This is a genomic window from Microcoleus anatoxicus, from assembly GCF_042465725.1.
GTDB lineage: Bacteria > Cyanobacteriota > Cyanobacteriia > Cyanobacteriales > Microcoleaceae > Microcoleus > Microcoleus anatoxicus.
In genome coordinates, this window is sequence record NZ_CP120853.1 from 6,498,192 (window position 1) to 6,522,275 (window position 24,084).

Genomic DNA, 24,084 nt, shown 5'->3' on the forward strand with positions numbered 1-24,084 from the left:
TTATTTGTGGGTAGTTATTTCTTAGTCTAATTTACCTTGAGTAATTGCCAAGAGTCATTTTTAAGGGATAATAACATTAATGAGACAAGATCGGACTAACTCGATCGACAACCCTAGCAATTCCTATGCTGTTATTTATGTCAAAACCTCAGATATCAGCAATAATTTGTACCCACAATCGTCACAGCTATCTAGGTGCTGCGATCGACAGTTTACTGGTGCAGGATTTTCCTGACAACTTTGAAATAGTCGTAGTGGATAACGCTTCTAGCGATTTTGAAACTCCTGGTAGCTCAAAAACACGAACCCGCCAAGTGGTAGAAGCAAGACTCCCTAATCCCCTACTCAAGTACATTTGGGAACCCGAACTAGGTTTGTCCGTAGCCCGCAACAGGGGCGCAAAGGAAGCTGGCAGTGAAATTTTAGCCTATCTCGATGACGATGCCGTGGCCGAGTCCGATTGGCTCAGGGTGCTATACAGTGCCTATCAAAGCAATCCAAAATTGGCCGTAGCCGGTGGTAAAGTCAATTTGCTGTGGCCTTCTGGAGTCAGCCCTCCCAACTGGCTGTCCGCCGGATTAGCCCAAAATTTGGGAGCATATGATTTAGGAGAAAAGTGCATCTACATAACGGTAGCCGGATTAACTCCCAGGGGTGTAAACTACTCAATCCGACGCTCTTTTTTACAACAAATTGGCGGTTTTGATGTCAAACTCGGTAGAATCGGCAACAAATTGTTGTCAAATGAAGAATTGCGGGCCACAGAACTAGCATTAGAGCTAGGTTGGCAAGTAATCTATGTACCGGAGGCTTTAGTGCTTCACAATGTAGATCCCTCGCGACTGCACAAAGCTTGGTTTATCGAGCGCGGGTGGTGGCAAGGCATCAGCGAGTGTTACCGGGAACAATTGTGCGATCGAGCCGGTATCAGTCAGCTTTGGCGCGGGGGCGAAAGAATACTCAGGGGTGCGTACAAGTCTTTTAAATACATTAAAAACCCAGGACTGCGCTTTGAAAATTTGGTTTTTGTCTGGGGTCAAATTGGTTATTTAAGTGCAGCCGTCCGTGGCATAATTTTTCCACCGAAATCGACCCAGAGGCATTAGGCTATAGGCAATATCCTTCGCTGTGTAGGGTTCCGCGGCGGTACCGATCGCAATTTTATCAAAAAATTGGGTTGAAAACCCCGTCCTTAAGGACGGCTTTAATTCTTTGGTAGATTTTACCGAGCCTGTTAGAATGGAATAGTAAAACAAAGGACAAACAATGAAAGCAAGATTCCAATACAGATTCTATCCTACCACTCAACAACGCCAAAGTTTAGCGCAGTTGTTTGGTTGCGTGAGAGTTGTTTGGAATGATGCCTTAACTCAAAGCAAGTCAGGCAAATATCCCGGCTACAATACTCTATCCAAATCTCTAACTCTATCTAAAAAGACAGAAGAGAGAGCCTGGTTAAACGATGTATCATCCGTGCCATTACAGCAATCCCTCAAACAATTAGATGTTGCTTACAAAAACTATTTTGACTCTCTAAAAGGGAAAAGGAAAGGCAAAAAAGTCGGTCAACCCAGGTTCAAAAAAAAGACTAACAGTCAATCTGCAACTTTTGTCAAATCGGGTTTTTCTATCAAAGGTGAGTCCGTCTATCTGGCAAAAATCGGAAATGTTAGTCCTATCTGGTCGAGACAACTGCCATCAAACCCTAGCTGTGTCACAGCAATCAAAGACTGCGCCAACCGTTATTTCCTGAGCTTTGTTGTAGAGATTAATTCCGATATTGTCGAAGCTAAAAACCACAGCATCGGCATCGTTCTGGGCATTAAAACCTTTGCAATGATGAGTGATGGAACATCAGCCCAAAGTCCAAACTACAAAAAACTAGACCGAAAGATTCGTAAACTACAGCGCAAGCTAGCAAGACAATCCAAGGACTCAAAACGCAGAAATAAAACTCGGATTCAAATAGCCAAACTGCACAATCAAATTGCAGATACCCGTAAAGACTTTTTGCACAAACTGTCAACCAAAATAGTTAGCGATAACCAAGTAATTGTTTTGGAAGATTTGAACGTGTCTGGTATGGTCAAAAATCGGAAACTTGCCAGGGCGATTAGCCAACAGGGATGGTACGAGTTTAGGACTTTATGCGAGCGTCAGTCTGAAAAGTTTGGCAGAGAGTTTAGGGTAATTAGTCGCTGGGAACCAACAAGTCAAAGCTGTTCAAATTGCGGTTTTAGATGGGGAAAATTGGATTTAAAAATCCGCTCGGTTCAATGCTTGAATTGCGGTATCGAACACGATCGCGATGAGAATGCAGCCAAGAATATAAACAAAGTCGGGATAGGGCATTGCCACGACTCTAAACGGACACAGAGAGAAGGTAAGACCACTTGTGGCACATCTCCGTGAAGTGTCAAGAATCCCCGCGCGTTCACGCCGGGGAGTATGTCAACCATCACAACTCGACCGCATTCAGTTTTAACCACTCGATTATGACCTCTAGTCCATCCAAGATTCCGGTTTCGGTTCTCATTCCGGCAAAAGACGAAGAACTTAATCTACCTGCGTGTCTGGCGAGCATTGCCAGGGCCGATGAAGTTTTTCTAGTTGATTCCCAAAGTAGCGATTTAACGGTAGAAATCGCCATCAGTAGTGGCGCAAAAGTAGTGCAATTCTACTTCGATAACCGCTGGCCAAAAAAGAAAAATTGGTCTTTAGACAACCTGCCCTTTCGTAACGAATGGGTATTAATTGTCGATTGTGACGAGCGGATTCCCCCAGAACTTTGGGATGAAATTGCCGAAGTCATTCAAGACCCCAATTTAGAGGGTTACTACCTCAATCGCAAAGTTTTATTTTTAGGACAATGGCTGCGTTACGGAGGTAGATATCCAGACTGGAACTTGCGTTTGTTCAAGCATCAAAAAGGTCGTTACGAAAATCTGGGGACTGAATCCGTACCCAATACTGGCGACAACGAAGTTCACGAACACGTCATTTTAGCAGGTCCAGTGGGATACTTAAAAAATGATATGATTCACGAGGATTACCGCGATTTATTTCATTGGATAGAAAGGCACAACCGCTATTCTAATTGGGAAGCTCGTGTTTATTACAATATTATTGAAGGGCGGGACGACAGCGGCACTATTGGTGCTAACTTATTTGGAGATGCAGTGCAGCGTAAGCGATTTCTCAAAAAAGTTTGGGTGCGGCTGCCTTTGAAACCAATGCTGAGATTTATTTTATTTTACTTTATTCAGCTCGGCTTTTTGGATGGAAAAGCTGGCTATATTTATGCAAGGTTATTGAGTCAGTATGAGTATCAAATTAATGCAAAACTTTACGAATTGCGTTGTTGTGGGGGTCAATTGAATGTGGCAGAACCCCAGCCTAATTTGTCACCCCCGGTGGTTAGAAGTCAGGAGACAGAAGTTAAATCACCGTGAGATTTTGCACTGCAAACATACTTTTTTATAATTAATAATCCCCAATCAAAAAACATAAAACCCAGCTCCCGACTGCTTTAACAAGCCGGGGAACTAACTTTGGTTGTGTATAGTTTTTGATACTGTAGGGGCGGGTTTCACGAAAAATATTTGAAGCTAGCCCAGGGATAAATAAACCCGCCCCGCCTTTTTTTGATTCCTAAACCAGCATGAAATTCGCAGATGTTATCTGATTGGCATTGACTCCAGCCATAACACCTAACTGCTCCCCTGTCAAGAGATTTTTGATGATAGTTCCCTGAGTATTTTGAGTCATTTCCAACTGACCAAAACTCAAACCACCGCCTAATCCCATCAAATCTTGACCCAGGGTAAAATCAGCGATAATATCAAATCCTTGACCCGCTTTTAAGACAAAGATATCATTGCCGCTACCGCCAATCAAACTATCATTCCCCAAACCTCCGTCAAGCAGATCGTCGCCTTTCCCACCAGTGAGAGTATCGTTATCAGCGCCTCCGAACAGAGTATCATTTCCGGCACACCCTCCCAGGATATCTGCTCCAGCGTCACCGTTGATTAAGTCATTACCTACACCGCCGCAGAGGGTATCATCTCCATCCTGTCCAAACAGGTTGTCATCACCTTGACTGCCAAGCATGATGTCATTACCTTTGCCTCCATATAAGGTGTCATTATCCTTGCCACCATCGAGGAAGTCATCATCTTTGTTGCCATAAATGATGTCAGTACCTTCGCGACCATGTAACAAGTCATTGCCTTTGCCTCCATACATTAAATCATTGCCAGATTCGCCAAGGATGATGTCGTTTCCTTCATCTCCATAGAGGATGTCATCGCCCTTACCGCCGGTGATGAAGTCGTTGCCTTGGTTGCCGTTAAAGATGTCGTTGTCGGCTCCACCATATAGGTTGTCATCGCCGGATTTGCCATCGAATATATTGCCAGTGTTGCTCCCCAGTAATTCATCGTTTTGGGTAGTGCCTATTTGAATTGCCGCTCCACCGATGATGGTGTTTTCAACTGCATTGGGTTGATTGAATTTGGGATAGGTAATTCGATCGCAGATGCAGTCATCGTCTGAGAGCTTATTAGTTATTGCCGATGGTGTCGGTGTTTCCGATGTTGTTGCTGATGGTGTTTCTGATGGGGTCGAAGTGGTCTTTGGTGTCGGTGTTACCAATGGAATCGGTGTCGGTTTTCCTGATATCGCAGTGGTGGATGTTGGTGTGTCGGTGACGGGGGTGGTGCCGGTGTCGTCAGAGGTAGGTGCCAGAGGATCGACGATCGGGTCTTTGAGAGCGATCGTCTCGACAACGGGGCGAACAGTAGGGTCATTAACCTTCACCTTCTCCATCCGAGCCAGAATCGCCTCTTTATTGTTTTGAGCGAGGAACTGTTCAACTGTCACAGTTCCCGCCGCCAAATCGGACAAACCGACAGCTATTTGACCCACAGACACCGCTTGCAACTTGGTGATGTCGAGGGCAATATCTTTGATGGGGCGACCGCTAGCGAGGACATCCTTGACTATTTGATTGCCGAGAGCCATGATTTGAGACGCAGCAGCCGCACTAGCAACCAGTTGTGTCGGGTTGATTTTGGGGTCAGACTCTGCTGCTTTGGTAATGGCTCCTTGAAGGATAGCCAAGATGGTTTCTGTTTTACCTAAATCAACAGCAGCGCCACCCTTGAGTTGATTTGCGATCGCCCCGATACCACTAAATGCGAGTTGACCAACTGCTGTTTCCGAAACTCCCTCAATGAATTTCGCTGTCTGGACGATCGTGTTCTGCACCATAATCATCGACCCAAAAACCGATACACCATTCGCGTCCCCCTTGGCGATCGCCTCCAGAGGGTCATAACTACCCAAGTCAACTCCTGCGGGCAATCCTAACGCTGATTTCACCTGAGTTTCCGCTGTTGCTGGGTCAAGGCCTTGCTGCACCATAGAGGCGATCGCCGTCGTTAAAGGTGTCACGACTTTTGACTGTAGGGTAGAAGTGAGTGGCGTAGCCATCGGCAAACCAGTGGCAGCATCCACCCCGCCGATGATGTCCATACCTCCCATGAGAACAAACTGGCCTTCGGTGTAGTCAATTTCACCATTTTTGTTGGTATCAAACTTTTCGACATCCACGTTCAGATCGAAGCCACCATCCGCCGTGGTAATCGTAAAGGGTTCATCATTATCCAACACCCCGTTTAAGTTGGCATCGAAGAACACCTTACCGCTAGAAATGTAACCGTCGATGATTTTATTATTGCTGTAGTATTTCCTGACTGTCTCTGTGTTAAGCGTTGTGGTAGTTGGTAAAACACCTGTAGCTCCGAACACTCCCAGCAAATTATCAGCGGTGGAACCAGTGGTTTTGGTGACGGTAATGCTTTGGAGCATTTTTGCTGAGTCGGGCTGGAATCTAAACCCGAATATGGCAGGATCGTTGGCATCTTGATAATTTGTTCCACTTGTATCAAGGCTGCGATCCATGCCGTCGATTAGATAGTAGTTGAAAGATGATTGAGTGGGAATTTCCTCAAACCAGTCGGGAACAGTAGCGCTCTTTATTTCAGTGGTGCCATCACTATAGTTAAATTGCACATTCATCCCCGCCGTGCCATTTGTACTGGTGGCAAACAGGTGGATTTGTGAATATTTGTTGGGCGTGACTGGGAAAGTAAAGGATGTGTTGTTAGTCGTGATGACTTTGGCGTTGTTGCCGTTATTGGTGTTGTTGTAGCCTAGCTGAACGTCTTCATGGTAGCTATTGGCAGGGAAAAAGCCGTCGTCAGGCAAACCGTTGCCATTCGCACCGTTTTTAAACGTTGCAAAGGACTGAGTAATGAAGGTTTCACCCGAAGGAGTCACTCCGTCTTGTGTGGAGTCTGTGACTCCCCCCGTCCGGTTGACAATGACATCGCGATCGAAGACTGAGCTCAGGTTGAAATTTTCAACTGTAGTGTCAGGCTTAAACGCGAAATTCTCAACCCCACTCACGATTTTGACATCGCCATTCGGAGCAACAATTCGCCATCCAGTCGGTGTCTCGGTGAACTTATAGTCTTCCTTCTTGCCGACCAAGAGCGAGGTATCGTTGCCAGGACCACCGTTAATGGTATCGTTACCAGTCCCAGGATCGAGGTAATCGTCGCCATCGCCGCCCTCTAGACTGTCATTACCTTCTCCACCATTCAGAGTGTCATTGCCTTGTTGACCATCAAGAACATCGTCGCCAGCCTTACCAGAGAGGGTATTATTCTGAGCATCGCCCGTGAGTGTGTCGTTATTACTCGAACCAATGATATTTTCAATCGAAAGTAATTGATCTGCGTTGCCTCCGAAAGTGGCTTTGCCAGAGGTTAAATTTGCTACAACAGAAACCGTAGAAAATCTGTAGTCGGCAGTATCAGTACCGGAACCTCCATCAAGGACATTACTGCCATTGCCACCAGAGAGCGTATCGTTATCTCCCTCACCGTTGAGATAGTCGTTACCCTCTCCACCATCGAGGATATCTTGACCAGACCAAGCGTAGAGGCTGTCGTTTCCTGCTTCTCCCTTGAGGATGTCATCGTCCTCATGACTATAGAGCTTATCGTTACCCTCACCACCATAGAGGTAGTCTTTACCCCCAAAACCCTCAAGGAAGTCATCGCCCCCTCGACCAAACAGCGTGTCATTACCTGTATCACCATCTAGAGAGTCGTTCCCGTCAGCACCATCGAGGTAGTCATCGCCCGAAGCGCCCAAGAGTTTGTCATTGCCATCCCCACCATTGAGAACATCATTACCATCCCCACCATTGAGAACATCGTTGCCCTTTCCACCAAAGAGATAATCATTGCCCTTTCCACCTTCAAGGGTGTCATTGTCCCGGCTACCGTCATAGGTTTGTCCCTGTTTTCCGTTGTCTTCGCCATAGAGAACATCGTCCCCATCTCCACCTCGGAGCAAATCGTTATCTTGCTGACCATAGAGAACGTCCTTGCCATTACCACCATCAAGGGTGTCAGAACCCTCATAGCCGTGGATCTCGTCGTTGCTATCCCCACCCTGAAGGGAATCATTGCCCGTGAAACCATAGAGACGGTCATTACCAGGCCCGCCATCTAAAAAGTCATTGCCCTCCCCGCCATCAAGAAGGTCGCTGCCGTCACCACCGTACAGGTAATCGTGATCCTGGTCACCATACAGCAAGTCATTTCCCTCGTCGCCATAAAGTGTGTCTTTGTCGAATCCACCTTGGAGTTTGTCATTTCCCCTCCCACCGAACAGGCTATCAGTATATTCATCGAAGTTGAAGTGGGGGTAGAACGGACCACTATATGTATTATTAAAGTAGGCCCGGTCATCAATAACACCCTCTGGATCTCCCTTGAGAATATCGTCACCATCCCCACCATAGAGAGTGTCCCTGCCCCAACTACCCTCTAACAGGTCATTTCCCTCGTCGCCAGACAATTTGTCGTCGCCATCGTTACCTTCGATTTTGTCATTGCCAGACCAACCTTCTCCTGTGTCATTGCCACTCCCCAATACGAGCCAGTCATCTCCACCTCTACCTCGAACATAGTCATTACCTTTCTTTGCGTCAAAGAAGTCGTTCCCATCATTCAGCCATACGTCATTGGAATTATCCAACGGGTCTTTACCTCCCAATCCGAAAAACTTAAGCGCACTGTCAAACCCACTTGTAAAAAATTCACCAACTTTATTGAAGGTATCGAGTACACCTGATGAAAGACTATTAAATCCATTAACTACACCATCAACGGCAGCATTTACAGCCTGAGTGACTGTACCCAGGGTATCGCCCATCACACCTTCAAACAAATCTTCGACACTTCTCAGAGGAGCGAGTGATAGGGTATATTCTTTACCGCCCAGCGCCCCAGCCTTAATCTTTAATTTCACCTCGGAACCACTAGGTTTACCATCCGAGGTAATCGTAAGATCTGCACCAATATTACCAAGTACGGGGAGATCGACGCCTATACTACCTGTAACGTTTAGCTTGCCGTCCTTGATGCTGATGTTGGCATTGGCAAGCTCTCGACCTAAAATTTTGGCTCTCCCTCCGATTTTTATATCGGTTGCATTTTTGATATCAATTATTGCGTTCTCGATTGAGAAGGCTCCGAATAAGTCAAGATTTCCTTGAACTTTTAGCCCATTACTATCAACATTGATTTTGGCTCCGGCAATTTCTCGCCCGAGAATCTTCACCGAACCCGATCCACTGGCCGTCTTCTTGGCAATATCAACTGAAAAATCGTTAATATCTAGTGCTACGACTCCAAAATTCAAATCAAAATCTTTGATTTTGGCACTCGTACTTGTAAACTCAACGTTCGCTTTAGCAACGGTCTGGCCAAAAATCACAAGTTGCCCATCACCTTTAAGGTATTGTTCAGTAGGACTGACCTTGACTGCAAAATCCAAAGTCTTATCGTTAGGACCATCCGCACCTGTAAGCTTCAAAAATTCCCAGTCAATTTCATCAATCTTTAAAAATCCCTCTAAACTTGGGTTGCTTGTATCGTAGGGATTCGCGTTAAAGCTTAGAGTAGCTTTTTTTCCCCAAGCCTCTACCTGACCATTGATGCCAAGACCTTGTGTTAATTCCTTGCCAGCAATTTTTGTGGGAAAAGGTACCATCTTGACGAGTGGATCGAATTCTGTATCTGCATCAGACCCATCGATAGATACAATCTTTACATCTAAAGTATCCTTCAAAAAAGTTTCTGCTTTTTGGAAAAACTCGCTTTTCTTACCCAATTGCTTAAGGGCATAAGAGCCAATTGGCCCACCAGCCCAAAGTGTAACCAAGCTGACTGGTTCCTTCGCCGTTAATTCCAAAGCAAATTTATCAGGATTATTGACATCTACTAAGAAAGCGGTATTCAGATTTAAATCACCAAATTTTAGATCTCCCCGGAATCCAACATTATCAACCCAGGGTATTACATAAGTCCCACCCAGTTGGAAACCTAGACTACTAATTTCTGCATCAGGTATGCCAAAGGGATTTTTCCAGCTATTGCTTGCATCGAGTGCAAACGATCCTGTGAGAGAGGTGGGATCTAACGCAATGTTTCCCGAAAGTGTTAAGTCAGGTTCGTCGTTTTGGAAAGGATCGTACCCTTTAAGAATTAGATTCCCTCCAATCCCAAAACTCGGTTGCCCCTTTTGTAGACCCCCGTTCAGGTTCAAGCCTTTAAGGATTCCACTGAAATCACCTGTCTTGAATAGTGTGATATCAGTCCCTAAATCTGCTTGGACACTCGCTCCCGATGAATTGACTTCAGCATTAAGGGTAACATTCTTAATGCCCAGTTTTGTGTTGATGAAATCAAAGAAATTATTTTTGCCATCATCAACTCCAAAGTCCAATGCCCCAGAAGCTATGTATTTAGTAGAGCCACTAGACTTGTCAATAGTAAAACTGGGACTGCTCAGAGGTGGGGTGATTTCATCTGCAAGGGTTTTAATGGCATCAACAGGAATTTTTTTGACGAGATCCTTTAAAGAGGCATTCTTCGGATACCCAAATTTAATCGTGTTTTTAGAGAGACTAAAACTTACGCTCTGTCCGTCCATCTCTCCAGCAAACTCATAAACAGCAGTGGGCTTGCTGGTATCAATTTTTATGCTGGGGTTCTTTACCGAGCTCTTTAATATGTCATCCGGTATGAGAGCACTGCTAATGTCAGCCTTGCTTAGCAGGTTTGCCAGAGAAACATCCCCCAGATAAGTGACTGTAACAGCTTGACCTTTTTGATACCCCAAGGTGACTGTTTGACCGCTGATGGTGCCGGTGAACTCATAAGCAGAAGGGGACTTGCTGGTATCAATTTTTAAGCTGGGATTGGTGAGAGAGCCGGTTAAGATCGCACTGCCTCCAGTGTCGGTAACTCCCACAGTTTTCAGCAGGTCAGCTAGAGATACATCCCCTTGATAACTAGCGGTAACAGCTTGATCTTTTTGATATCCAAATGTGACTGTTTTGCCATTGATGTTGCCCGTGAACTTATAAGCAGGAGAGGACTTGCTGGTATCAATTGATAAGCTGGGATTAGTGATGGAGCCAGTTAATATGGAACTTCCATCAGTCGCGCTCACTCCAACTTTTTTGAGCAGGTCAGCTAGAGACACATCCCCTGTATATTTAGCGGTAACAGCTTGACCTTTTTGATATCCAAAGGTGACAGTTTGACCACTGATATTGCCGGTGAACTCATAAGCAGAAGGGGACTTACTGGTATCAATTTTTAAGCTGGGAGCGGTGATAGAGCCGGTTAAGATCGCACTGCCTGCGGTGTCAGTAACTCCCACAGTTTTGAGCAGGTCAGCTAGAGACACATCCCCTGTATATTTAGCGGTAACAGCTTGACCTTTTTGATATCCAAAGGTGACAGTTTGACCGCTGATGTTGCCGGTGAACTCATAAGCAGAAGGGGACTTACTGGTATCAATTTTTAAGCTGGGAGCGGTGATAGAGCCGGTTAAGATCGCACTGCCTGCGGTGTCAGTAACTCCCACAGTTTTGAGCAGGTCAGCTAGAGACACATCCCCTGTATATTTAGCGGTAACAGCTTGACCTTTTTGATACCCAAAGGTTACAGCTTGGCCACTGATCTTGCCGGACAATTCATAAGCAGGAGAGGACTGGCTGGTATCAATTGTTAAAGTGGGAGCGGCGATGTCGCCATCTAATATGACACTCCCGTTGGCGACAGGAACTCCAAGGGCTTTCAGCACATTATTGAGAGATCCAGTTGCATTGTAGGTAGCTGTAATTTTACTACCCTGAATCTCAAATGTTAATGGCTTAATAGTATTGACCACTTGTTGCAAGGCTTCCTTGACTGGATCGGATACGTTAATACCATTATTTTTTAGGTAAGTATCTATTTCGCTCCAAACAGAAAAGGTAGCCGAGAAAGTGCGGGTTAAAGCTGTAGCAGCGGTATTGTTGTTACCCGCAGCATCAGTGGCTGCACCGACAGGGACGTTGACTGTTACCGCACCGCTTGCTTTTGGTGTGACGTTGAAGTTGTAGTTGCTGCCAGTGCTGGTAAGGCCGCTGACACTCCCGTTGGTGACGTTGATATCGCTGGTGTCAAACCCGTTGACAGTTTCGCTAAAAGTAGCGCTGACGTTGAAGCCAGCGTTGACTGTCGCCGCCGCCGTGGTTGCTAGGGTGACGGTAGGGGCTGTAGTATCCGGGGCGGCAACAGTAGTGAAATTCCAAGCAGTTGCCCCTGTAGTGCCAGCATAATTATTACCAGCTAAGTCTTTAATTGCACCGTTAGCAATTTCAACGTAATAATCAGTACCTGCTACCAAGTCAGCAGTTGGATTAACTGTGACGGTAGAGCCGCTAACTGTGACATTAGCTGAGGTAACATCAATGGTTTCGACAACTGAATTATCAGATACTTTCTTGATAACAATGTTGCCAGTGCCTTTTTGGACAGCTTCACTCAAGGTGACTACTAAATTCGCACCCACAGCCACACTGGTAGCATTATCTGCGGGAGTGAAAGTGGTAGCGGTAGGGGCGATAGTATCCGCTGCGGCAGCCGTGGTGAAATTCCAAGCAGTTGCCCCTGTAATCCCGGCATAATTGTTACCAGCTAAGTCTTTAATTGCACCAGCAGCAATTTCAACGTAATAATCAGTACCTGCTACCAAGTCAGCAGTCGGATTAACGGTGACAGTAGAGCCGCTAACGGTGACATTAGCCGCCGTCACATTCACAGTTTCTACAACTGAGTTGTCCGAAACTTTCTTGATGACAATATTGCCGATTCCTTTTTGTACGGCTTCACTCAAGTTGACTACTAAATTAGCAGTAACTGCAACACTGGTGGCGTTATCTGCGGGGGTGAAAGTGGCGGTAGGCGCTGTGGTATCAGCGGCGACAGCAGTGGTGAAATTCCAAGCAGTTGCACCTGTAGTACCGGCATAATTATTACCTGCAATATCTTTAATCGCACCCGCGGCAATTTCAACGTAGTAATCTGTGCTTTGCGCTAAATCTGCCACTGGATTAACGGTGACTGTACTACCGCTAACAGTGACATTTGCTGCTGTGACATTGATAGTTTCTACCACTGAGTTGTCGGAAACTTTCTTGATGACAATATTGCCGATTCCTTTTTGGACGGCTTCACTCAAGTTGACTACTAAATTAGCAGCAACGGCAACACTGGTGGCGTTATCTGCGGGGGTGAAAGTAGCTGTCGGCGGTGTGGTGTCAGCGGCGACAGCAGTGGTGAAATTCCAAGCAGTTGCACCTGTAGTACCGGCATAATTGTTACCAGCTAAGTCTTTAATTGCACCGTTAGCAATTTCAACGTAATAATCAGTACCGGGCACTAAATCTGCTGTTGGATTAACGGTGACTGTACTACCGCTAACAGTGACATTTGCCGCTGTGACATTGATAGTTTCTACAACTGAGTTGTCCGAAACTTTCTTGATGACAATATTGCCAGTGCCTTTTTGGACGGCTTCATTCAAGGTGACTACTAAATTAGCAGAAACGGCAACACTGGTGGCGTTATCTACGGGGGTGAAAGTAGCTGTGGGCGCTGTGGTGTCAGCGGCGACAGCAGTGGTGAAATTCCAAGCAGTTGCACCTGTAGTACCGGCATAATTATTACCAGCTAAGTCTTGAATCGCACCGCTGGCAATTTCAACGTAATAATCAGTACCGGGCGCTAAATCTGCTGTGGGATTAACGGTGACTGTACTACCAGTAACAGTGACATTTGCCGCTGTGACATTGATAGTTTCTACAACTGAGTTGTCCGAAACTTTCTTGATGACAATATTGCCGATTCCTTTTTGGACGGCTTCACTCAAGTTGACAACTAAATTAGCAGCAACGGCAACACTGGTGGCGTTATCTGCGGGGGTGAAAGTAGCTGTCGGCGGTGTGGTGTCAGCGGCGACAGCAGTGGTGAAATTCCAAGCAGTTGCACCTGTAGTACCGGCATAATTGTTACCAGCTAAGTCTTTAATTGCACCGTTAGCAATTTCAACGTAATAATCAGTACCTGCTACTAAATCTGCTGTTGGATTAACGGTGACTGTACTACCGCTAACAGTGACATTTGCCGCTGTGACATTGATAGTTTCTACAACTGAGTTGTCCGAAACTTTCTTGATGACAATATTGCCAGTGCCTTTTTGGACGGCTTCATTCAAGGTGACTACTAAATTAGCAGAAACGGCAACACTGGTGGCGTTATCTACGGGGGTGAAAGTAGCTGTGGGCGCTGTGGTGTCAGCGGCGACAGCAGTGGTGAAATTCCAAGCAGTTGCGCCTGTAGTACCGGCATAATTATTACCTGCAATATCTTTAATCGCACCCGCGGCAATTTCAACGTAGTAATCTGTGCTTTGCGCTAAATCTGCCACTGGATTAACGGTGACTGTACTACCGCTAACAGTGACATTTGCTGCTGTGACATTGATAGTTTCTACCACTGAGTTGTCGGAAACTTTCTTGATGACAATATTGCCGATTCCTTTTTGGACGGCTTCACTCAAGTTGACTACTAAATTAGCAGCAACGGCAACACTGGTGGCGTTATCTGCGGGGGTGAAAGTAGCTGTCGGCGGTGTGGTGTCAGCGGCGACAGCAGTGGTGAAATTCCAAGCAGTTGCACCTGTAGTACCGGCATAATTGTTACCAGCTAAGTCTTGAATTGCACCAGCGGCAATTTCAACGTAATAATCAGTACCGGGCACTAAATCTGCTGTGGGATTAACGGTGACTGTACTACCAGCAACGGTGACATTGGTGGAAGTAACATTTATAGTTTCCACCACTGAGTTATCCGAGACTTTCTTGATGACAATATTGCCAGTGCCTTTTTGGACTGCTTCGCTCAAGTTGACAACTAAATTAGCAGCAACTGCAATATTTGTGGCGTTATCTGCGGGGGTGAAAGTAGCTGTCGGCGGTGTGGTTTCTAAAACACCTGTGGCTCCGAAAACTCCCAGATAATTATTAGCGGTGGTACCGCTTGTTTTACTGACGGTAATGCTTTGCAGTGTTTTGGCTGGGTTGGGATTGAACTTGAACCCGAATAGGGCGGGATCGTTGACATCGGTATAAGCTGTTCCTGCTGTATCACTGCTCCGATCCATTCCGTCGATTAGATAGTAACTCGACGATGTTTCGGTAATTTCGTTAAACCAGTCGGGAACTGTGGCTGTGCCTGTGCCAGTAGTGCTATCGCTATAGTTAAAAGTCACCTGCATCCCAGCGTTGCCATTTGTACTGGTGGCGAACAGGTGAATTTCTGAATACTGGTTGGGCGTAACTGCGAAGGTAAAGGATGTGCCGTTAGCTGTAAGGACTTTGGCGTTGTTGCCGTTATTGGTGTTGTTGTAGCTTAGCTGAACGTCGGGATGGTACGCATTCGTGGCGAAAAAGCCGTTGTCGGGTAAACCGTTCCCATTAGCACCCACTTTAAATGTGGCAAAGGACTGAGTGATTAGGGTATCTATGTTAATTCCTGAGCTACCGAGTGGGTTTTGTGTGGGGTCTGTGACTCCTCCCGTATAGTTGATAATGACATCGCGATCGAATACTGATGTGAGGTCAAATTGTACGGGTGGGGCTAAAACACCGGCATAGGTTGCCATTCCTTCGCTGGACAAGGCAAGGGAGGCTTCGATATTACCCGTTGTTTTTTCTAATTCCCAGTCGCCGCCTAGTGCTGCATTCCCCGTCTTGTTGGTGGATGCTGCTACATCTGCCCCTGTGATTTCACTGAGGCGCTTTACGAAGTTTTCTCCAACTTCTCCGGCGGCTACATCGCATCCATATAATAGGATGTCGCCATTTGCTGTTAGGGCATTTCCCCACTGTTTGATCTGAGCGTTAAAATTTTCTAGGTTATTGTCATTGAGTACGTCAGCACCGAGTTTTAAACTGCCTTCGCTGCCGTGAGAAACTATATGAACTGCTTCAATATCTTTTTGATCTGCCAAGGCATTAGTAATTTGGTCGATCGCGCTGGAATTTTCATTTAAAATCACAATTTGAGCGCGATCGATGCCTTGAATCAGGCTTTGATAATCCTGTACTGAGGAGTCTACGAAAATAATTTGCTTATTCAGGGTTGATGAGTTCATAATTGCTCAAATCCTTTATATCTATTGTTTACATTCAAGTCTGGCCGGGGTTGAAATCCCGCTTCACAGATTCAGTCCTCGCTATGAGGACTGAAGAATTTATTAGTTTTAATTGCTCAAATCAATCGATCGGTAAAATTGTTAGCCAGTTCCCTTTTGTTCCAGAGAAATAAACGTGGAAAACTGATTGTCTTCGCTCATGGCTGACAACATTCGATCGACTGGCGCCCCCAATAGGGGAAGTCATAGCGCTGTGAAACCGGGATTTTGTCGTAGTAGTGCAGCCAGTAAAGTAGATCCTGAGCGGGGTAGTCCTGATATGAAGTGGGCTTTCACTGGCGCGAGCGTGGGAATGGGTTTCTATAACATTAGATGCAACCTAAATGTATCATACCACAGAAATATCTTTCATAGCATATTTTTATTTAACAGTTCGCAACACAACATCCAGGTTTACGATATCTTTACAATTTAGACATCGTGGGTTGGCTTTCCCTATCTCTATCATTGCTTCCGGCCTCTGCCTCTGTAAAGTCGGAAAAGTCGGATCTTAAAGTCGGAAAAGTAGGATCTTTGCCATGAGGGCATAATTTAGGTATCCGTTCGTGTCAAGTCAAGTGAAGGTGAAACCGATTCACAGAGTGCTTTTTGACGATTCCGGCTAGCTCCCCCGTAGCTCCCTTTCTTGTAGGGGGGGATCTAGACTTAGCTAAAAGCGATATCGATCGATGGTTTCACGCGATTTTTGACACCTATGGGCATTTCCTTGTCCCTAGGGGGCTCGATCGCGCGGTGTATTTCATCAACCTAGAATGTGCTGTATCTTGACAATCTTGACATTGCCCTGGTTAATTAGTTTGGATTTTAACCGCAGATGGTGGCGGATGTACGCTGATGAACGCAGATGAGGAGACATCATTTAATTAGTTCTTCGAGGGATGGGAATAGTATTTTTTCGGCACTCACTTTTTCGCAATCGCACGGTTGTTGAATTGCGGAGATTGCTGATACATTTCCTAGCAGCAATTGGATGCTTTCTATTAGCAATGGTAAAGTTAATAAAATAATTGATACCGATACTAGCAAGCTAATTAAGCCGTCAGCCCAATTCCAGTGCAGCCACGCCACGGCGATCGCCGCTAAGATTACTCCCACCGATGAAAATATATCGGCTACGGCGTGGAGAAAGGCGCTTTTGAGGTTCAAGTCGCCGTGACAGCAGGAATGCAAGCAGCAAGCGTTGATGGAGTTGATGCTTAAACCGACTATGGCGGTAATTAACATCGGGAGTCCTTCGACTTCGGGGGTTGGGGACAGCAAACGGGCGATGGATTCGGCGCCAATCCATAGAGCGATCGCCACTAAACTGATACTATTAATTAAAGCAGCAATGATTTCTGGACGCGCGGGAATTGGGGAAGAGGCGATCGCACAATCCACTGATTTACTTCTTTTAACTGACGAGTACCAAGTGGCGGTTAAAGTTATTGCTAAAGCTGCTACATCTGAAAAAACGTGACCGGCATCTGCTAATAGGGACAAACTGTGAGAGTTGATGGCGGCGATTAACTCTGCTACGAAAAAGCTACTAAGTAGTACGAAAGCTGTTTGTAGAAGCTGTACTTTGGGAATTCTGGGATTGGGATTGCCGCCTGGGTCTAGATTATTGGTGTTTTCAGAGTTAAAATTGTCCCTAACTGGAAATGTCATTGAGCAGTCCTTAAAGTTAAACTTGATTTTCAATTAAATATTAGATGACTCATTATACGCCAAGTCCAGACCCGGAACCGCAACAGCCGATCGCAAATTCCCCAAATTCTGAAATCAATTACGATCCAATTAGCGACAACCAACCAAATATTTTCACAGGCGAATCTTTAGTTGATTTACGGAAGTACGATCGATCGAAGTTCGATCGCGGAAGACCTGGTTGGCTGATTTTGCTTTGGTGGTTAGTACAGGCGATCGCTTTTCCGTTAACTCCACACCCTGTGAATGGTCTTAGAAGGTGGCTGTTGCGCTTGTTTGGAGCCAAAATAGGTTTTGGGGTGATTATCCGCCCTACAGCCCGTTTTACCTATCCTTGGAAAATTGAAATCGGGGATTACAGTTGGATCGGAGATGATGTGGTTTTGTATAGTTTGGATCGAATTGCGATCGGCAAACACTGCGTCATATCTCAAAAAAGCTACCTCTGCACTGGTAGTCATGACCCCGAAGACCCAGCCTTTGGGTTAATCGCAGCATCTGTTATCATTAATCATGGCGTTTGGATTGCCACCGACTGTTTCATTGGTCCTGGTGTAGAAATCGGTGCTAACGCTTTAATTGGAGCTCGTAGCAGTGTCTTTAAAAATATGCCCGCCGGCTTTGTTTGCATGGGTACTCCTTGTCGTCCGTGCACTCGACGAGAAATCAAAAAAAGTTCCTAGTGAGCATTTAAATTGTATCAAAACTTTGTAGTAAGGACTTCAGTCCTTTTTGATCCAGCTTGAGACCTAGGACTAAAGTCCTTACTACTAAAATATCCCATTTTTTCTAAGTTAAAAGTGAATACGATCCCCGAAGAATTGTTGATAGGTATTTCTCAAGTTTTTACATCAACTCTATTTCAAATAGGCGAGAATCCCGTCTCTCTCCGGTCACTGATAGAATTGATTATATCATTTATTATCGTTTTAATCATTTCCCAAGGATTTACCACTTTTCTCAAAGAAAGGTTGCTCTTAAAACTGGGAATAGACGAAGGCAACCGGGAAGCAATTTCCGTAATAATTAGATATTTAATGGTAGCTTTTGGCGTGGTTATTTCGATCCAAGGAATCGGATTTAACCTCGCTTCCTTTGCTGTGGTTGCGGGTGGATTGGGAGTGGGTATTGGCTTCGGAATTCAGGATTTGACAACCAACTTTGTCAGCGGGCTGACGTTGCTTTTAGACAGACCTGTCAAAGTCGGAGACTTCGTGGAATTAGAAGGATTGATGGGAATAGTCAAAAAAATATCTATTCGCTCGACTATTATCAAAACTAATGACGACTCCAGCGTCATAGTTCCCAATAGTAAGATGATTAGCAACAAAATTGTTAACTGGAGTTACCAAAATCCGCTACTTTGTCTGAGACTTTCCATAGAAGTATCGGAGAATAGCGACCCGCTGTTAGTTACAGAAACTTTGTTACAGATTGCTTACGCTGAAGCAGGTGTTTTGTACGAACCAAATCCGAAGGTCTTCTTTGTTGAGTTTGGGGATGATTGCTTTAAATTTGAACTTTTAGTTTGGACTGACAGACCAACGGATCGAGAAGTAATTAAAAGTTCTTTAAATTTTGCCATTGAGTATAATTTCCGTCAGCAGGGAATCGATTTCCCGTCCAATGACAGAGATTTATATTTAAAAAATCCTGAATTTATTTGGTCTGTATTCCATAAAAATGAAACGGTAAATAACCCCGGTGTTGTTTTTGAAAATAGTCACAAAATGCCAATTCTGCCCAAGGGAATAAAAAAGCCGTCTTCCCTAAGCGGTTTGCTGCGAGAGGTGACATATTTTGAACATCTCACCGATATTGAATTGCGACAATTGATTGAAGTTGGATACCGCCAGCGTCTACGCCCACAAGAATTTTTGTTCCGGGAAAACGACCCAGGAGATGCTTTTTATATGATTCTTTCTGGATCAGTGGAGGTTTTTGTGGAAGCAATTGATAAACACTTAAATAATCTGGATACTGGCAAGTTTTTTGGGGAACTTTCTTTGATGTTAGGAATCCCTAGAACTGCTTCGGTGAGGGCTTTGGAAGAAACTATTTTGTTTGCGATCAATAAAGAAGGTTTCCAAAAGGTTTTAACGGAACGACCGGATTTATACGAACAAATTATTCAAGAAATAGTCAAACATAAGGAAGAATTAAGTGAAAGACAGCAGGAACTGCGAGAAATGCAACTGGTAGATGCAGCCGAAGATGATGAAAATCCTGTAGATTGGGTAAGGAAACGGCTGAAAAATCTATTTAATGTTTGAATTTAACATTAACCTAAATAAATATTGCGCCAGTATTATGAGTATTTATTCATAGGAAGAACAGGCAAGATGCCTGTTCCACAATAATTATGCCAGAGGTCTAATAAATCGGGTATCTCAAGTTCTACAAATTTGATGGCGATCGCAAAATCAACTGCATCAAGCCCTCGATCAGTCGATCGCGCTCCATTGGTATAATTTCTTTGCCGTGCATCATATGCTGCGTTAACTGGAAATACACCAAAGATCCAATAAAAATCCGCGCTGTGGCTTCAGGATCGGCTAATTGCAACTCCGGGCGAGATGCCAAATATTGAGTAAGTCGCTCAATCCCCGGTTTCGCTAGGTTTTTCACAAATATCTGCGCTAGCTGGGGAAAACGCCCTGATTCAGCAATCACTAACCTCACGAAGGTGAGAAAATGAGGTTCGTGAGTGGCTTGATCTAGTAAAGTGGTAGCAATGAATCGCAGGGCGATCGCCGGTTCGGTTTCTGGTACCGGAAAATAAACTAACTTTTCTGCCGCTAGCCGTTGAATCAAGGCCGCAAACAATCCCTCTTTGTCTTGAAAATAGCTGTAAACCGTGGCTTTGGAAACTCCCCCCGTCTTCGCTACCTTGTCCATACTCGTGCCCGCATAGCCGTGGGTTAAAAATTCTTGCATCGCACCTTGGAGGATTTGCTCGCTCTTGTCACCTCCTATGCTTGCGTCTGGTTCTATCGGTTTTGTCTTTGCCATTGTTGGTTTTTGTAATTTTTGCTTGGGCTCTTGACATTATTATACTGAACGGTTTAGTATTGTAATATCAAAGAACTAAACCGTTTAGTTTTGTACCCCAAAAAAAATAGGTGTGTCATGGTACATCAACCAACCGCAGACAGCTTATCCTCAAATCCATCCTTAGTTAAGCAACTGCTAATAGTGGCCGCAGCAGCAACCCTGGCGGCTGGGGGAACGACAGGTTACACGATGTGGCGATCGCGCCAACCCGATCCCAATGCAGTAGCAGCGACAGCAGCGACGACAGCAGCGCAATTAACCACAGTGACAGCCTTGGGGCGACTGGAACCCAAAGGAGAAGTAATTAAAGTCTCTGCTTCCGGTTCCGCCGAAGGAAACCGGATCGATCGACTCTTAGTTAAAGAGGGAGACAGGGTGAAAACAGGTGAAACGATCGCCATTCTCGACAGTCGCGATCGTCTGCAAGCAGCCTACGACCAAGCTCAAGAACAAGTGCGCGTCGCCCAGGCAAATCTAGCAAAAGTCAAAGCAGGAGCCAAAAACGGCGAAATCCAAGCCCAGAAAGCCACCATTGGCCGTTTAGAAGCCGATCGCACCAACGAAATCACAGCACAACAGGCGATCGTTTCCCGCACAGAAGTCGATCGCAGCACCGAAATAGCAGCGCAACAAGCCACCATGGCGCGCATCAGGGCGGAACAGCTTGGGGAAATTCAAACCCAAAAAGCCGCGATTTCCCGTCTAGAAGCCGAACTTCGCAACGCTAGCAGCGAGTATCAGCGCTACTCGCAACTGTACCAAGAAGGAGCAATCTCCGCTTCCACCAGCGACAGCAAAAAACTAGCCACCGAAACAGCCCAACAACAACTAAACGAAGGAAAGGCAAAACTGAATCAAATTCAGCAATCTCGCCAGCAGCAGATTAACGAAGCCCAAGCCAAACTCAGCCAAATTCAACAATCCCGCCAGCAGCAGATTAACGAAGCCCAAGCCAAACTCAGCCAAATTCAGCAATCTCGACAACAACAGATTAATGAAGCCGTAGCAAATCTCGATCGCATTTCCGAAGTTCGCCCCGTAGACGTGGAAGCCGCCAGCGCCGAAGTTAGTTCCGCCACTTCCGCCGCCAAACAAGCCAAAGCTAATCTAGCTCTAGCTTACATCCGCTCTCCCAGAGACGCGCAAGTCCTGAAAATTCACACATATCCTGGAGAAAAAGTGGGAAATGATGGCATTGTCGAACTCGGACAAACTCGCGAAATGCTAGCAGTTGCTGAAATCTACCAAAGCGATGTGGACAAAGTACGCATTGGACAATCAGCCAAAATTACTAGCGATTCTTTCAAGGGTGAATTGCAAGGAAAAGTAGAACACATCGGCTTACAAGTGCAGCGGCAAAACATTGTTAATACCGATCCTTCTGCCAATATTGACGCTCGAATTGTAGAAGTGAAAGTGCGTTTAGATGCAGCTTCCAGTCAGAAAGTAGCCGGATTAACTAATTTGCAAGTCAAAGTTGCGATCGGAAGTAATTAAAGATTCAGAAACGTTACTCCCTTCTCGGTAGAACACGATCTAATTCTTCTTTTCTCTTCCTTCGTGTCCTTCGCGTCTTCGCGGTTCAATAATTCCAAAATCCTATGCTTGGACTAATCAAACCATTACAACAGTTAAGAAACAGAACTCCTCTCGGATGGCTGCAACTGAGTCATGACAAAGGGCGAATGGCCGTAGCTATAGCGGGAATTGCCTTTGCTGATATTTTGATGTTCATGCAGTTGGGCTTCCAAAATGCCCTCTACAGCAGCAATACGCGCCTGCACCAAACTTTGCAAACCGATTTAGTTTTAGTCAGTCCCCAAGGTCGCAATTTACTGAATTTGTCTTCGTTTCCCCGGCGCAGATTATATCAGGCTATGAATGTACCGGGCGTGCGATCGGCCGATCCACTTTATGTCAAACTTGCTAACTGGAAAGTCCCGGCGACAGGTCGCGAAACGTCTATTATGGTCGATCCCGATCGCCCGATCGCCCTGCTTTTTCCCTGCCCGAAGTCAATCAAAACTTGAACTCGATTAAATTGCCGGATACGGTGTTATTTGACCGAGCTTCCAGGGGAGATTATCAAGATGCGATCGCCCAAATCAATCAGGGAAAAATTGTGAAAACTGAGATCGATCGACGCACGATTACGATCGACGGCTTATTTAGCATTGGAGCATCTTTTGCAGCCGATGGAGCTTTAATCACCAGCGATCAAAATTACCTACGCTTGTTTCCCAAACAAAATGCCGGGAGTGTTAATGCCGGATTAATTCAATTGCAAAGCGGTGCCGATCCAGTACAAGTCCAACAAGTTTTAAAAGCATATTTGCCACCGGATGTCAAGGTATTAACCAAAGCAGAATTTATAGAATTCGAGAAAAATTATTGGGCTAAAAATACTGCTGTCGGCTTTGTATTTAACTTAGGCGTCGCCATGGGTTTTGTAGTTGGTGTCATTATTGTTTATCAAGTTCTCTCCACCGATGTCAGCGACCACATGGCAGAATACGCTACTTTTAAAGCAATGGGATACCGCAATATTTACTTACTCGGCATTGTTTTTGAAGAAGCTATAATTCTTTCAATTATCGGTTTTTTACCAGGTCTAGGAGTCTCTTTGGGCCTCTATTCTTTAACTCGTAAAGCAACAAATCTACCCATCTATATGACTCTAATCCGGGCAATTACAGTATTAATTTTAAACACGGTCATGTGCAGTATTTCAGGAACTATTGCCACTCGCAAACTGCAAGCAGCCGACCCCGCAGACATTTTTTGATTTGGTTTGTAGATAACTCGGCGATTGAAATCACTTTCTGACTCTTCTCTTTCCTCTTCTCTTCGCGTTCTTCGCGTCTTCGCGGTTCGATAAAAAATATGAAATCCACTACCCTCAACCCCACAGCCAACAACCTACAGATTTCCGAGCCTGTAATTTCCATGCACAAACTAGACCACTACTTCGGTCAAGGTCAACTGCAAAAACAGGTACTTTTTGATATTAACATAGAAATCAATGCAGGCGAAATTGTCCTGATGACCGGGCCTTCTGGTTCTGGAAAAACCACCCTTTTAACCTTGATTGGCGGACTGCGTTCTGGTCAATCTGGAAGTCTCAAAATTCTGGGTCAAGAAATGTGTAACGCCAGCCCAGATAAATTGGTTAAGACGCGGCGCAAAATTGGCTATATTTTTCAGGCGCACAACTTGCACCGCAGTTTGACAGCGCTGCAAAACGTGCAAATGGGTTTGGAAGTTCACGGCAATTTGTCGCGTTCCGAAATGCGCGATCGCTCTGCAAAAATGCTAGAGTTAGTAGGACTGGAACAGCGGATTAACTATTATCCAGATGACTTGTCAGGGGGACAGAAACAAAGAGTTGCGATCGCCCGTGCATTAGTCAGTCACCCGCAAATTGTGTTAGCTGACGAGCCCACAGCCGCCCTAGACAGCAAATCTGGTCGCGAAGTGGTGAATTTGATGCAAAAACTGGCTAAAGAGCAGGGTTGTACCATTCTGTTAGTTACCCACGACAATCGAATTTTGGATATTGCCGATCGCATTATTAATATGGAAGATGGAAAATTAGCATAAATAGTTATTGGTTATTGGTTATTTGCTCCCAATAACCCATAACCA

The 24,084-nt window shown here is 45.3% G+C and carries 10 protein-coding genes and 2 pseudogenes; 8 read left to right on the forward strand and 4 right to left on the reverse strand.

Annotated features, from left to right (window positions below; translation table 11 throughout):
* Window positions 1-137 precede the first annotated feature (137 nt).
* The 3 genes from P2A85_RS28270 to P2A85_RS28280 all read left to right on the forward strand — a co-directional run bounded on the left by P2A85_RS28270 (window position 138) and on the right by P2A85_RS28280 (window position 3,452).
* Window positions 138-1,106 carry a glycosyltransferase family 2 protein gene (locus P2A85_RS28270; RefSeq protein WP_377476779.1) on the forward strand — a complete coding sequence of 323 codons (969 nt, stop codon included), beginning with the start codon at window positions 138-140 and terminating at the stop codon, window positions 1,104-1,106.
* Between the two features lie 160 nt (window positions 1,107-1,266).
* Entirely contained in the window at window positions 1,267-2,412 is a 1,146-nt protein-coding gene (locus P2A85_RS28275) for an RNA-guided endonuclease InsQ/TnpB family protein (RefSeq protein WP_377476780.1), read from the forward strand.
* A gap of 83 nt (window positions 2,413-2,495) precedes the next feature.
* Window positions 2,496-3,452: a glycosyltransferase family 2 protein gene (locus P2A85_RS28280; RefSeq protein ID WP_377476781.1), complete on the forward strand. Its 957-nt coding sequence runs from the start codon at window positions 2,496-2,498 to the stop codon at window positions 3,450-3,452.
* A gap of 199 nt (window positions 3,453-3,651) precedes the next feature.
* Here the strand turns inward: P2A85_RS28280 and P2A85_RS28285 are convergent, their stop codons facing one another.
* The 3 genes and pseudogenes from P2A85_RS28285 to P2A85_RS28295 form a co-directional block, all read right to left on the reverse strand.
* Window positions 3,652-15,636, reverse strand: a complete 11,985-nt coding sequence (locus tag P2A85_RS28285; protein ID WP_377476782.1) for an Ig-like domain-containing protein — start codon at window positions 15,634-15,636, stop codon at window positions 3,652-3,654.
* A 232-nt stretch (window positions 15,637-15,868) separates the two neighbouring features.
* A pseudogene (locus tag P2A85_RS28290) lies at window positions 15,869-15,972 on the reverse strand (sulfotransferase); the annotation flags it as partial.
* A gap of 579 nt (window positions 15,973-16,551) precedes the next feature.
* Entirely contained in the window at window positions 16,552-17,346 is a 795-nt protein-coding gene (locus P2A85_RS28295) for a cation diffusion facilitator family transporter (RefSeq protein ID WP_377476783.1), read from the reverse strand.
* Between the two features lie 44 nt (window positions 17,347-17,390).
* Here P2A85_RS28295 and hpsU point away from each other — a divergent pair, with 44 nt between their 5' ends.
* Window positions 17,391-18,068, forward strand: coding sequence for a hormogonium polysaccharide biosynthesis acetyltransferase HpsU (hpsU, locus tag P2A85_RS28300; RefSeq protein WP_377476784.1), 678 nt, complete (start codon window positions 17,391-17,393; stop codon window positions 18,066-18,068).
* Window positions 18,069-18,185: 117 nt separating this feature from the next.
* Window positions 18,186-19,658, forward strand: a complete 1,473-nt coding sequence (locus P2A85_RS28305) for a mechanosensitive ion channel domain-containing protein (protein WP_377476785.1) — start codon at window positions 18,186-18,188, stop codon at window positions 19,656-19,658.
* Between the two features lie 124 nt (window positions 19,659-19,782).
* Here P2A85_RS28305 and P2A85_RS28310 read toward each other — a convergent pair whose 3' ends face one another.
* A complete protein-coding gene (locus P2A85_RS28310) occupies window positions 19,783-20,397 on the reverse strand; it encodes a TetR/AcrR family transcriptional regulator (RefSeq protein WP_377476786.1) in 615 nt (204 codons plus the stop codon).
* 117 nt (window positions 20,398-20,514) lie between these two features.
* Here P2A85_RS28310 and P2A85_RS28315 point away from each other — a divergent pair, with 117 nt between their 5' ends.
* The 3 genes and pseudogenes from P2A85_RS28315 to P2A85_RS28325 all read left to right on the forward strand — a co-directional run bounded on the left by P2A85_RS28315 (window position 20,515) and on the right by P2A85_RS28325 (window position 24,039).
* Entirely contained in the window at window positions 20,515-21,936 is a 1,422-nt protein-coding gene (locus tag P2A85_RS28315) for an HlyD family efflux transporter periplasmic adaptor subunit (protein ID WP_377476787.1), read from the forward strand.
* Between the two features lie 104 nt (window positions 21,937-22,040).
* Window positions 22,041-23,224 (forward strand): annotated as a pseudogene (gene devC, locus P2A85_RS28320) (ABC transporter permease DevC).
* Window positions 23,225-23,322: 98 nt separating this feature from the next.
* Complete coding sequence (locus tag P2A85_RS28325) at window positions 23,323-24,039, forward strand: DevA family ABC transporter ATP-binding protein (RefSeq protein WP_377476788.1); 717 nt, start codon at window positions 23,323-23,325, stop codon at window positions 24,037-24,039.
* The last annotated feature ends 45 nt before the right edge of the window (window positions 24,040-24,084 follow it).